The organism is Symbiobacterium terraclitae (assembly GCF_017874315.1).
In the GTDB taxonomy this organism is placed as follows: Bacteria; Bacillota; Sulfobacillia; order Symbiobacteriales; family Symbiobacteriaceae; genus Symbiobacterium; species Symbiobacterium terraclitae.
Genome location: NZ_JAGGLG010000001.1, coordinates 60,486 through 73,132, shown reverse-complemented (window position 1 = coordinate 73,132; position 12,647 = coordinate 60,486). Strand labels below are relative to the sequence as shown.

Here is a 12,647-nt window from a genome sequence, read left to right as displayed (position 1 = left end):
GACCTCCATAGGGATCATCGGCACGGGAACCCGGGGAGCCGCCTGATGGGACACGAATACCCCATCATGTTACATATGTAAGCATATAGGTGTTACAGCCTCGTTACCGCGCCCGAGCGGCACCAGGAAACCCCCGGGAGGAATCCAACTCCCGGGGGTCCACAGCGCCGGTCTCGGTCTTGAGGATGCCCGCCTCCTGGAGCATCCACTCGATCAGCACCCCGTAGCCGCGGGTGGGATCATTGACAAACACGTGCGTGACCGCGCCCACCAGCTTCCCATCCTGGATGATGGGGCTGCCCGACATCCCCTGCACGATGCCGCCGGTCGCCTCCAGCAGCCGGGGGTCGGTGACCTGGACGATCATGTTCTTGCCCTCGGCCGTGGGCTGCCGCATCAGCCGCACGATCTCGATCTGGAACCGCTCGATCTTCTGCCCGTCCACCACGGTGAGCATCTCGGCCGGCCCTTCCTTCACCTGACTGGCCATGGCGACGGGGATCGGCTCCGGGTAGAGCGGGTTGCGCACTGCGCCGGAGAGCCGCCCGAAGATGCCAAACCGGCTGTTCTTCTCGATGACGCCCAGCCGCGGGCCCGACTCCAGGTTGTTCGTGATCTTCTCACCGGGAGAAGCCCGCTTGCCCTTCTGAATCCGGATCACGTCAGCGGCGGTGATCTGGCCCTCAGCGAACTCGAACGGCTTCTTGCTCTCGCTCTCGGCGATCACGTGGCCGAGAGCGCCGAACTTGCGGCTGGGCGGGTGGTAGAAGGTGAGCGTGCCGACGCCGGAGGCGCCGTCACGGATGTACAGCCCGACCCGCCACCGGCCGGAGTCCTTCTCCTTCACCGGCTGCACGGTGCGCTCCATGCGCTCGCCGTTGCGCCGGATCTGAACGGTCACCGGCCGGCCCTTGCGGGCCGCTTCCTGGAACAGGTGGGCAGCGTGCTCCTCCCCGCGGACCGTCCGGCCGTCGATCGCCAGGATGGTGTCGCCCACCTGGATGCCGGCCTCCCGGCCCGGATGGTGCACCTGGCCCTCCTCGTCCCGGACGGCGGCGAAGCCCACCACCACCACGCCGTGGCTCTGCAGCCGCACGCCGATGGAGTGCCCGCCGGGCACCACCCGGATCTGCGGTACCACGTCCACCGTCATCCGGCGGACCGGGATCAGCCCGAACAGCTTCACGTCGATGGTGTAGCGGCCGGTCTGCTCGGCGGCCAGCTGCAGCGGGGTGCCGCTGCCGGCCAGCGACAGGCCCGAGCCGCCGGCCGTCTGCACCGCCGTGCTGAACGGGAGTCCCAGCGACAGCTCGTGGGCGTACCCCTGGGGAAGCCGCATGTGGTCTGGCAGGGTAACGAAGGCGCGGAACTCAGGAGTCGCGGAAACGGTGAGGATCAGGACGACCAGCAGAAGGCCGGCGGCCCTCCGCCACATTTCCCGGGATGACATCGGGGCGTCCCTCCCTGGAGCTTCTCTTCCCCAGGGCGGCCCCTTTCTCCGCTGCGTCTCGCACTTCTCCAAAGAACGGGCGGCGTAGTTGACCTCGCCGCCTCTGTGCACATTAAGTTACCCAGGCGCCCGCCGGATTATGCAACCTTCGAATCAACATAATCGGGCCCGCCGCAACGGGCCCGATAATTGACAGGCAAGCGACGCCGGCGGAGCGAGCGGCACAAGCGCCACAACAGCGCTAGTATGCGTCGTTCCGCGGCGACTTAGAGCGACGCAGCCGCCTGGCGCAGCGACGCCTTCAACTGCTCCGCCGCGCGGATCATGTCGCGCGCCGCGGCCATGGTGTAGTGCGACACCTCCGCGCCGCCGATCATGCGCGCGATCTCCTCCGCGCGCCCGTCCTCGTCCAGCGGCTGGCACCGGGTCGTCGTCCGTCCGCCTTCCGTCGCCTTCTCGATGCGGAAGTGCCGGTCGGCGAGCGCGGCCACCTGCGGCAGGTGCGTCACGCAGAGCACCTGGCGGTCGCCGGCGATCAGCGCAAGCTTCTCGCCCACCGCCTGTGCGGCGCGGCCGGAGATGCCGGTGTCCACCTCGTCGAAGACCAGGCTCGGGATGTTGTCGACCCTGGCCAGGATCGCCTTCAGCGCCAGCATGATGCGGCTCATTTCGCCGCCGGACACGATCTTTGCCAGCGGCTTCACCGGTTCGCCGGGGTTCGGCGAGAACAGGAACTCCACCCGGTCCCAGCCCCGGGCGGTGACCGAGCGGTAGCTGGGCTCGGCCGGGCTCTCGACCGCCACGACGAAGCGGGCGTTCGGCATGCCGAGGTCGGCGAGTTCCTGCGCGACCCGCTCGCCCAGGCGGCCGGCCGCCTCCCTCCGGGCCGCGCTCAACGCCGCCGCCAGCGACTCGGCCTCCCGCCCCAGCGCCGCCTCCTGCTCCGTAAGCTCGGCGATCAGCTCCTGGCTGTGCTCGAGCCGCTCCAGCTCCTTCTCGACTTCTGCGAGATACGCCAGCATCTCCTCGACGGAGTCGCCGTACTTCCGCTTCAGGGTCGCCAGCTGGTCCAGCCGGGCCTCCACCTCGGCCAGCCGCCGGGGGTCGAGCTCGACCCGCTCCTGGTAGTCGGCCAGCAGATGGCTGGCCTCCTGGGCGTGCACCAGCGCGGCGGAGACCATCTCCACCGCCTCCGCCAGCCCGGGGTCCAGCCGCAGGGCGTCTTCCAGCTCGGACCGTACCCGGCCCAGCAGGTCCACGGCGCTCTCCCGGCCGCCGTCGCCCTCGTAGAGGGCGGCGTACGACTGGGCGGCCACCCGCTTGAGCCGTTCGGCGTTGGCCAGCAGGCGGTGCTCGGCCTCGAGCTCCTCCTCCTCGCCCGGCCGCAGGCGAGCGGCCCGCAGCTCCTCGACCTGGAAGCGGAGCAGGTCCTCCCGCCGGGCCCGGTCGCGCTCGTCGCCCAGCAGCCCCTTCAGCTCCGCCTGCACGCCGTGCAGCCGCTGCACGACGCCGGCGAGCCGCGCCCGCAGATCCGAGAGATCGAGCCCGGCGTAGCGGTCCAGCAGCTCCAACGGCTTGCCCTCGGTCGTGAGGAGCGAGCCGCCGTACTGGTCCAGCAGGTCCAGGTGCTTCTCCGCCTGCAGCAGCGACTGGTGCTCGTGCTGGCCGTGCAGGTCCATCAGCCCCTGGGCGGCCTCCCGCAGCATGCCCGCCGTCACGGTCCGGCCGTTGAGCCGGATTGCGCCCCGCCCGTTCCGGGCGATCTCGCGCCGGATCACCAGCAGCCCGTCCTCGTCGACCTCCACCCCGATGCGGCGCAGCGCCTCAGCGCTCTCCGGCGCGTCGACCAGGTCGAAGACTGCCTCGACCACGGCGCGCTCCTCGCCTGCCCGCACCACGTCGGCCGAGGTGCGGCCGCCCAGTACGGCCTGCACGGCGTCGAGGATGATCGACTTGCCGGCGCCCGTCTCGCCCGTCAGGACGTTCAGGCCCCCGGTGAACTGCAGGCGCACGTGGTCGATCAGGGCGAACTGCTCGATCGCGATCTCGATCAGCACGCGCCGCCCCTCCCCGCTACCGCATCAGGCCCCGAAGCCGCTCCGCAACCTCCGGGGCGGCGTCGGCCGGCTTCACGGCCACGAACACCGTGTCGTCACCGGCCACGGAGCCGATGATCTCCGCCACGTTCAGGTGGTCGATCGCCGCGGCGACGCCCTGCGCGGTCCCGGGCAGCGACTTGATCACGACCAGGTTGCCGCTGAAATCGATGCTCAGGACGGACTCCCGGAAGATGCGGCGCCGCTTGTCCCACGCGCCGATGCCCACCTCCTCGGGCAGGGCGTAGCGGTACCTTCCGTCGGGGGTGGGCACCTTGTTGAGCTGAAGCTCCTTGATATCGCGGGAGATCGTCGCCTGGGTGACGGGAATGCCCTCCTCCCCCAGCGCCGCGGCCAGCTCCTCCTGCGTCTCGATCACCCGGTTCTTGATCACTTCCAGGATCTTGGCCTGTCGTCGTGCCTTCATGGCTGTCACCTCATCACGCCAGTCGGGTCCGCCCGCCGTGCGGCTCCCGTTTCTCCTGCCGATTCGGCGGCGCACCTGCAGATCCCTGCATATTCATCCGGTAATCATGCATATGCAGGCCTGCATCCCGCTAAACACCGAAGAGCTTCTTCCGCAAGACGTCGTAGAACTGGTACCCCGGCAGCCGCACCAGCCTGGCCGGGTACGGGGCTCGCCCCACCCGCACCACGTCACCGGGCACGAGGGGGAACGGATCCGAGCCGTCGGCGGAGAGCCCCACCTCGCCCGGGCTGGAGACCACCCGGATCGCCAGCGGCACGTCGGCGTTGACGACCATCGAGCGGGCGCTGATGGTGTGCGGGCAGATCGGGGTGATCAGAAAGCAGTCGACCGTGGGCTCGACGATCGGCCCGCCCGCCGAGAGCGAGTAGGCCGTCGAGCCGGTGGGCGTGGCGACGATCACGCCGTCGGCGGGGTAGCGGGCCACGGTCGTCTCGCCCACCGAGACCTCCAGGTGGACCATGCGGGCGCGCGGCCCCTTGGAGATGACCGCGTCGTTGAGCGCGGAGAGCGCGGCCGCCAGCAGCCCGTCCCGCTCCACCATCGCCCGCAGCATCACGCGCTCTTCCAGCACGTACTCGCCGGCCAGGACCCGATCCAGGCGGGCCAGCGCCTCGCCGTTCTCCATGGCGGTCAGGAAGCCCAGGTGGCCGGTGTTGATGCCCAGCACGGGCACGCCGTACGGCGCGACCCGCTGCACCGCCCGGATCAGCGTGCCGTCGCCGCCCAGCACGATCACCAGGTCGGACTGGGCCCATCCCGGGCCCTCGGGCACCGCCAGGTCGGGACGCCCCAGAGGCGCTGCGGCGGACGGGTGCAGCAGGACCTCGGCCTTCCGTTCCTCCAGCCACTGCAGGATCTGTGCGCCGGTCTCAAGGGCCAGGGGCTTGTCGACGTTGACGACGAGCGCGACTCTGTGCATCAGGGCGAGGCCTCCCCCCGGGGGCAGTCATCTCGAGTATTATTCGCTTCCTTCCTCATCCTTCCTCTTGCGCTCCCCGGAAGGTGAGAGGTCAGCCCACCAGCCCCTGCCGGATGGCGTAGGCGACCAGCGCAGCCCGGTTGGACACGCTGACCTTCAGGAAGATGTTGCGCAGGTGCCGGTCCACCGTCTTGGGCGAGATGTAGAGCCGGGCGCCGATCTCCTTGTTGGTCAGCCCCGCCGCCACCAGCGTGATCACCTCCACCTCACGCTCGGTGAGGCCGTCGGGCAGCGCCCCCTTCGGGGCGCCGGGCTCACCGCCGGGCGAACCGCCCGGCGGCCCGTCCGCCGAGCCGCCAGGCACGGCGAGGCTCACGGCCACCTCTTCGGCGGCGCTCCCGCCATCCTTCCGCAGTACGGCCCTGACCTCGGCGAGCAACTCCCGGGCGGCGCGCAGGTCCTCGGCCGCCCCGGGAAGGTCCGGAAGGCTCGTCGCCCGCTCCCGCCGGATCAGCACCTCCGCCATCCGGAACCGGGCCTGGGCCGCGAGCGCCAGTGCCTCGTCGAAGTGGCGTGCGGCGTCCTCCGGCAGGCCCCGGTGCGCGGCCAGCACCCCCAGCGCCACGTGCGCCTCGATCTGCTCCAGCGTGGAGCCGGCCTCGCGCGCGGCCGCAAGTGCCTCCGAGGCGGCGGCCCAGGCCTCCTCCAGCCTTCCCTCCGCACGGTGCAGCGCCGCCCACCCCAGCCGGACGACGGCGCGGAAGATGGGTGCAGAGGGCAGCGCCGGCCAGCCTTCCGCAGCCTGCAGCCAGGTGCGGGCGGCCGCGGCGTCGCCGCTCTCCAGGAAGTACCGCGCCTTCAAGGCGTGGGGCAGAACCATCAGGTTGTTGCCCGAGGGAACGGGATCGTCGGGGCGCTGGGGCGGAATCAGCTGGATCAGCTGGCCGGCGCGCCCGACCTCGCCCAGGTCCAGCAGGACGCGCACCGCGTACCACATCAGCGTGCCGCCGAAGGCGACGTGGTTGCGCTCCACGCCCTCCACCACGTGGTGCAGCGCGGCCCGCCAGTCGCCGCGGAAGAAGTGATAGATGCCGCACAGCGAGTGCCCCGGGGCCACCAGGGTCGTGCCCGTGCGCTCCCAGGCCTCTTCCTCCAGCCGGCCCAGCTGGCTGGCGAGGGCGTCGATCTCCTCCGGCCTGCTGGCATCGCCCACCAGCCGGACCAGGACCTCATTGGACCGCAGCATCAGCGCCTCGCGATAGGCTCCCTTCGCAAGGGCCGCGTCGGCCCCCTGCCCGCACAGCGCCGCGGCCTCGTCCAGGCGGCCGCCGATCAGGGCGAGGGAGAAGCCGGCCCGCAGCAGCCCGACGTCTACCGCACCGGGTGCGATGCGGCCGCGCACGCTGCGGAACACGGCTTCGGCGGCGGCCAGCTCCCCGCTGGTCGCCAGGCTCAGGATGAGGGGGAGCGCGGCCCTGGGGTATCCCGCCACGGAACCGAACAGCTCGCGTTCCAGCCGCTGATACTCCCGGTCGCCCAGCAGCCGCTCCTGCTCGGGCATCAGCGACTCTGCCCACTGGCGGCAGCGCGCGTCGTGCCGGAGGTGAGCCAGCGTCAGGCGGAAGAAGCTGGCCCAGATGGACGCCGCGGCGTCACCGCAGGACTCCGCCTCACGCCAGGCCGACTCGGCCCGGTCGGGATCGTCCCACATCAGGCACTGCCCCAGCTTCAGGAGCAGCTCCGGCCGCCGGGGGTCGCCGGGCTCCGCCATCTCCAGCGCCTGGGCGTAGCGCCTCGCCGCCCCGGCCTCCGCACCCGTCCCCCTGGCGCGGTCTCCCGCCTGCACCAGGTAGTCCACCGCCCGGGGGTCTCCGGCCCGGTAGAGGTGGTGGGCGACCACATCCGGGTCCGCTCCGCGCTCCGCGGCCAGGGCCTCGCCGATCCGCCGGTGCCAGCGGCGCCGCCGGGCGCCGATCAGCCGCGCCAGCAGCGCCTCGCGGTAGAGCGCGTGGTCGAAGGCAAAGCCGATGCCCTCGCCGTCCACGGGCGTGATCACGTGCCTGGACACTGCCTCCTCCAGCGCCCCGGCCAGCGCGTCCTCCTCCACGTCCACCACCCGGGCGAGCAGGTCGAAGGAGAACCGCTCCCCGCAGACCGCCGCGGCCTCGAGCGCCAGCTGGGCCGCCGGCGAGAGGCGGGTCATCTTGGTGTCGATGGCCTGCTGGATCGTCTGCGGCAGCGGATCTCCGGGCCGGAGGATCTGCCCTGTGCGGGCGAAGGCCTCCAGCAGCTCCCGCACAAAGAGGGCCAGGCCCCCGGTGCGGCTCCAGACCAGGGCCGCCACTTCGGGATCCCCCGCCGCCTCGGGCAACACCACGGCGATCAGACCCGCCACGTCCTCCCGGCTCAGCGGCGACAGCAGGACCCGGTGTGCCCCCGTGCGCGCCAGCTCGGGCAGGAGCCGCCAGAGCGGGTGCTCCCGATCGAGCTCGTCGGTGCGGTAGGTGGCGATCAGGAGCACGGGCGCATCCATCAGCAGCGGGGTGATGTGCCGCAGCAGCGTCAGGGAGGCCTCGTCTGCCCAGTGCAGGTCCTCGATCACCACCACCACGGGGCCCCCGCCGCTGGCCAGCCAGTGCACGAGCGCAGCGGCCCGGTCCCGGGCGCTCCAGTTCCCGGGCGCCTCGCCGAAGGGCGGCGGCAACTCCGCCGGCACGGGGCCGTGCTCCCGGTGCAGCCGGTTCACCACCTGAACGAATGGGTCGTAGGGGGGTGTCTCCCCGGGACCGGGGCAGAGTCCGACGGCCCGCCTGACGCCGCCGGCCCGCTCCAGCGCGGCCGTCACCAGGGCCGACTTGCCGGCGCCCGCCTCGCCGCCCAGGAGCACCAGCCCTCCTCTGCCCGCACGGGCGTCCTGCAGGTGCCGCGCCAGCACTTCCAGCTCCTCGCCTCGCCCAACAAATGGAATCGCCGTCAGAACGCCGTCCCCCCTCTGGCCCCGGACGCCTTCCTTCTTGCTTATATCGTATTATTTGCGTTATTCCCCGTCCCCTCCTTGTGCGGCAGCGGCGGAAGTGCAATTGCGCGGGGACACACCGGCGCCGGCAGGCGTAGACTGGGTACAGCACGTGGCCACCGATACCGCGAGAGGAGGCGCGTACCCGTGCAGACCAGCATCGCACCGCTCCCCGCCGCCACGCCGCAGCTCCCGATGGCGTCGCCGGTCGCTACATACACCGACGCAGCCCATGCGGCCTGGCCGCGCATCGCGCCCATGCCAGGCCCGGCCGCGCTGGGGCCCGATGGCGTCCTCGGCGGGCGAGGCACGGGCGTTCCCGGCGTCGCGCTGGCGCCTGTCCCTGCCGTCGCGCCGCCGGCGGCCCCGGGCGGCCCTCACCCGCTTCCGGGCCTTCCGCCCTGCCCGCTGCCGTGGGGCTTTCCCAATCCGTTTGCGATCAGCGCCCTGGTGCTGGTGCCCCTGTCCGCCGGCCCCGTCCCGCAGCCGCCCGGCACCGTCACCGCGACCGGACCCCGCGGCTACCTGCCGGGGCTCGGGTACTTCGACCTGGACGGTGCGCTGGCCGGCGCGGCCCCGGTCACCAACCTCCCCGGGCGGGCATAGGCTGGTCCGGGGGGATTGATGATGTTCTACGGCTGCGGCAAACCCTTCGGATTCGGCAAGCCCTTCGGATTCGGCAAACCCGGCTTTATCGGGAGCCCCTTCTTCAAGAAGCCGTTCTTCGGCAAGGGTTTCCCCGCCACCAAGGCCTCCGGTTACAACGCCGCCGTACCCAACTCCACCGTGATCACGACGCCCTTCCCCGGTGGAATCTAGGCAGGCGGCGCCGCCCTCAGGTACGCCGCGAGCCCTCCTGGCCGCACGGCCGGGAGGGCTCGTTCGCATGCACGGTGACTACGCGTCCTTCGTCTCGCCCTTCGCTTCGGCCTTCGCCTGCTCCGCGGGCCGCTCGGGGAAGGGCTTGGGCTTAATGGCCTGAGGAGAGAAAAGCTGAATGAAACCGCACGTCGGGCAGCCGAGCATGACCACCGGCACGGCCGGCCCCGGTACGGGCTGATTTTTCTCATTCAGGGCCAACGGCGTCCAGACTCCGGGAACCTGGGCTAGCTTCTTGTTACCGCAGTGTGCGCATTCGACTTCCACGGACACGGATGCACCTCCTCACCTTCATGATTCCCGGTTTGCCGGCGCGCCTCCTCCTCAGCGGGGTAAATCCGCTGCTGGCGCAAACCAGGCCAGGAACTCCCGGTTGCCCTCGGTGCCCGTGATGGGGGAGTCGATCACCCGCCTGGCCACGAGCCCCAGCGCGGCCGCCGCGCCGAGGACCCTGTCGACCGCGCGCCGGTGCTGGCGCGGGTCGCGCACGATGCCGCCCTTGCCCACGCCGGCGGGCCCCACCTCGAACTGCGGCTTGATCAGCGCCACGATCTGGCCCCCTGGCGCGAGCAGCCTGGCCACGTGGGGCAGCACCAGCGTCAGCGAGATGAACGAGACGTCGACGGCGGCCAGGGCCGGCGCCTCCGCCAGGTGCGCCACCTCCCGGATGTCGGTCTCCTCCATCGCCACCACCCGCGGGTCCGCCCGCAGGCTGGGGTGAAGCTGGCCGCGCCCGACGTCCACCGCGTAGACCAGGCGGGCGCCGCGCCGCAGCAGGCAGTCGGTGAAGCCGCCGGTGGACGCGCCCACGTCGAGGCAGACGAGCCCCGCAGGCGAGAGGCCGAAGGCGTCCAGCGCCCCCTCCAGCTTCAGCCCGCCCCGGCCCACATAGCCGATGGGATCGCCGCTCACCTCCAGGCCGTCCTCGGGCCCCACCTTCCGGGAGGCCTTGGTCACCACCTGGCCGTTCACCCGTACCATCCCCGCGGCGATGGCCTCCTGGGCGCGCTCCCGCGAGGGGGCGAGCCCCCTGGCCACCAGGGCGACGTCCAGCCGCTGCTCCGCCATGTGCTCCCTCCTCCTCCGCGCAAGAGGCGGAGCCCCTCCCACCGGGGGAGGGCGCTCCGCCGCAGAACTCATCCGCCCGCCGTCAGGGCTGCCCGCTGCCGGCGGCCCGAGCCCCCGGCCGCCGCCCGGACCGGCGCCGCCCGGGGTGGGTGGCCAGGTCGGAGCTCAGCTGCAGCACCAGCTCCTCGGCCTCCCGGGCGATGCCCTCCGGGGTCAGCCCGTACTGCTCCAGGAAGTGGCCCGGGCTGCCGTGGTCGACGAACTCGTCGGGGATGCCCATGCGCACCACGCGCGCGTCCACGTGGTGCTCAGCGAACAGCTCCAGCACGGCCGATCCGAACCCGCCGGCCAGGCAGGCCTCCTCCACGGTGACCACGGCACCCACCTGACGCCCGGCCCGGATGAGCAGCTCGGCATCCAGCGGCTTGACGAAGCGCGGGTTGATGACCATCGCCGAGATCGACTTCTCGGCCAGCAGCCGCGCAGCCGCGAGGCAGACGGGCGCCATGGTGCCCAGCCCGACCAGGACGACGTCGTCGCCCTCCTGCAGCACCTCGGCCCTGCCGATGGGCAGCGCCTGCAGCTGCTCGTCCAGCGCAACGCCCTGGGCCTTGCCGCGCGGGTACCGGAGCGCCGCCGGGCCGGCGTGCTGCACGGCGGTGTAGAGCATGTGCTGCAGCTCGTTCTCGTCCTTGGGCGCCATGACGACCATGCGCGGGATCGCCCGCAGGTAGGCCACGTCGAAGACGCCCTGGTGCGTCGCCCCGTCCTCCACCAGGCCGCCGCGGTCGATGGCCAGGGTGACGGGCAGGTCCTGCAGGGCGACGTCGTGGATCACCTGGTCGTAGGCCCGCTGCAGGAACGTGGAGTAGACGGCGAACACGGGCCGCATGCCGCCCTTGGCCAGGCCGGCGGCGAACGTCACGCCGTGCTGCTCGGCGATGCCCACGTCGAAGTAGCGGTCGGGGAACTCCCGGGCGAAGCGGGTGAGGCCCGTGCCCGAGGGCATGGCAGCGGTGATGGCGCAGACGCGGCTGTCCTGCGCCGCCAGCTTTGCGATCGTGTTGCCGAAGACCTCGCTGTAGGTGAGCGACCCCGGCCGGGTCCTCCCGGTGGCTACGTCGAAGGGGCCGCCGCCATGGAACTTGTCGGGCAGCTCCTCGGCGTAGGGCACGCCTTTGCCCTTGGTCGTCACCACGTGCACCACGGTGGGCCCGGGGTAGGCGCGCGCCTGCCGCAGGGCGTCCGTCAGCGCCGGGATGTTGTGGCCGTCCACCGGCCCGAGGTATGTGAAGCCCAGGTCCTCGAAGAACATGTTGTGCACCAGCAGGTGCTTCACGCCCTCCTTCAGCCGGTCGACCAGGTCCAGGGCCTGCGAGCCGACGAAGGGGATCTGCCTGAGGGCCTCGGCCACGTCGTGCTTGACCCGCTGGTAGGACGGCCCGGTGCGGATGCGGGCCAGGTAGTTGGAGATGCCGCCCACGTTGGGCGCGATGGACATGGAGTTGTCGTTGAGCACGACGATCAGCTTCGTCTTGTCCTGCCCGGCGTGGTCCAGCGCCTCGTAGGCCAGTCCGCCGGTGAGGGCTCCGTCGCCGATCACCGCCACCACGTCGTACTGCTCGCCGGCGAGGTCGCGCGCCTTGGCCATGCCCACCGCCGCCGAAATCGAGGTGGAGGCATGGCCCCAGTGGAAGTGGTCGTGCACCGACTCCCGCGGATCGGTGAACCCGGCGATGCCCCCGCGCTGGCGGAGCGTGTGGAACTGGTGGTAGCGCCCTGTGAGCAGCTTGTGCACGTAGCTCTGGTGCGATACGTCCCACAGGATCTTGTCATGGGGGCTGTCGAACACCAGGTGCAGGGCCAGGGTCAGCTCCACGACGCCCAGATTGGGCGCGAGGTGGCCGCCGTTGCTGGCGACGGTCTCCAGGATGACCCGCCGAATCTCCGCCGCCAGGCCGGCCAGCTCGGCTGGAGTCAGCCCCTTCAGTTGCTCCGGACCGGTCAGGTCCCGCAGGTACATCGCTACGAGTTCCTCCTTCGTCCGTTCTGGGAGGACCGGCCGCCCGTAAGCGAGCGGCCCGTAAGCTGTTCAAACCAGTAGATGATCCGGCCCGCGACCATCACCACGGTCGTGGCCCGCGTGATGGCGAACGTCTTCCCGGCGGCCTTTCCGCCCACCGTGAGGCCCGAGATGAGGCCGATGATCAACAGGCCGAGCAACCGCTCCGTCCAGGCGCCGCCCTCAAGGGCCATCGCCAGTTTCAGGGCCACCGTTGCACCGGCGGCACCGGCCACTGCGCCGGACACATCGCCCACCACGTCGTTGCAGAAGCTGGCCACGGCGTCAGCGCTGCGCACCAGCCACAGCGCCTGCCTCGCCCCGGGCACCTTCTTCGCGGCCATGGCGTTGAAGGGCGGCAGTTCGGCGGCCGTGACGCTGGTTCCCAGCATATCGAAAACGATACCGACGGCGACGAGCAACAGGACGATCAGGATGGCGATGGCGGCGTGCACCCGGTTGAGGGCGACGCTCGAACCCCAGTTGACCAGCAGCGCCAGCACGAAGGACAGCAGGCCGACGCGGACGGCTCGTCGCCACCCGGGTAATGGCGGAGGCTCCTTGGCCATGTTTGCGAAACGCTCCCGCTGCACAGACTAGATCGGAGGATGGAGCCCTGTCGGGCCGAGTGCAGTGAGCAGCATCCCCCGAACGGCTCTCTTATTTC

General features: G+C 71.3%; 11 protein-coding genes. 2 read left to right on the top strand and 9 right to left on the bottom strand.

Translation table 11 applies throughout. The features are described from left to right. Positions 1-103: 103 nt before the first annotated feature. From spoIVB to J2Z79_RS18720, 5 genes are all read right to left on the bottom strand, one after another. On the bottom strand, positions 104-1,450 hold the full coding sequence (gene spoIVB / locus J2Z79_RS00375) for a SpoIVB peptidase (protein ID WP_209464865.1): 1,347 nt from the start codon (positions 1,448-1,450) through the stop codon (positions 104-106). A gap of 266 nt (positions 1,451-1,716) precedes the next feature. Next, entirely contained in the window at positions 1,717-3,507 is a 1,791-nt protein-coding gene (gene recN / locus J2Z79_RS00370; RefSeq protein ID WP_209464864.1) for a DNA repair protein RecN, read from the bottom strand. Positions 3,508-3,523: 16 nt separating this feature from the next. After that, positions 3,524-3,973 (bottom strand): arginine repressor, encoded by a 450-nt coding sequence (gene argR, locus J2Z79_RS00365; protein ID WP_209464863.1) that lies wholly within the window; start codon positions 3,971-3,973, stop codon positions 3,524-3,526. A 130-nt stretch (positions 3,974-4,103) separates the two neighbouring features. Continuing rightward, positions 4,104-4,955 (bottom strand): NAD(+)/NADH kinase, encoded by an 852-nt coding sequence (locus tag J2Z79_RS00360; protein ID WP_209464862.1) that lies wholly within the window; start codon positions 4,953-4,955, stop codon positions 4,104-4,106. A gap of 91 nt (positions 4,956-5,046) precedes the next feature. Further along, on the bottom strand, positions 5,047-7,923 hold the full coding sequence (locus tag J2Z79_RS18720; protein WP_342589393.1) for a helix-turn-helix transcriptional regulator: 2,877 nt from the start codon (positions 7,921-7,923) through the stop codon (positions 5,047-5,049). Positions 7,924-8,118: 195 nt separating this feature from the next. Here J2Z79_RS18720 and J2Z79_RS00350 point away from each other — a divergent pair, with 195 nt between their 5' ends. Next, positions 8,119-8,577 carry a hypothetical protein gene (locus tag J2Z79_RS00350; RefSeq protein WP_209464860.1) on the top strand — a complete coding sequence of 153 codons (459 nt, stop codon included), beginning with the start codon at positions 8,119-8,121 and terminating at the stop codon, positions 8,575-8,577. A 21-nt stretch (positions 8,578-8,598) separates the two neighbouring features. Further along, a complete protein-coding gene (locus J2Z79_RS00345; protein ID WP_209464859.1) occupies positions 8,599-8,790 on the top strand; it encodes a hypothetical protein in 192 nt (63 codons plus the stop codon). A gap of 78 nt (positions 8,791-8,868) precedes the next feature. Here J2Z79_RS00345 and J2Z79_RS00340 read toward each other — a convergent pair whose 3' ends face one another. The 4 genes from J2Z79_RS00340 to J2Z79_RS00325 form a co-directional block, all read right to left on the bottom strand. Continuing rightward, complete coding sequence (locus J2Z79_RS00340; protein WP_209464858.1) at positions 8,869-9,123, bottom strand: hypothetical protein; 255 nt, start codon at positions 9,121-9,123, stop codon at positions 8,869-8,871. 51 nt (positions 9,124-9,174) lie between these two features. Continuing rightward, complete coding sequence (locus J2Z79_RS00335; RefSeq protein ID WP_209464857.1) at positions 9,175-9,918, bottom strand: TlyA family RNA methyltransferase; 744 nt, start codon at positions 9,916-9,918, stop codon at positions 9,175-9,177. An 82-nt stretch (positions 9,919-10,000) separates the two neighbouring features. Further along, positions 10,001-11,941, bottom strand: a complete 1,941-nt coding sequence (gene dxs, locus J2Z79_RS00330) for a 1-deoxy-D-xylulose-5-phosphate synthase (RefSeq protein WP_209464856.1) — start codon at positions 11,939-11,941, stop codon at positions 10,001-10,003. A gap of 2 nt (positions 11,942-11,943) precedes the next feature. Then, on the bottom strand, positions 11,944-12,549 hold the full coding sequence (locus tag J2Z79_RS00325; RefSeq protein ID WP_209464855.1) for a hypothetical protein: 606 nt from the start codon (positions 12,547-12,549) through the stop codon (positions 11,944-11,946). Positions 12,550-12,647: the final 98 nt, after the last annotated feature.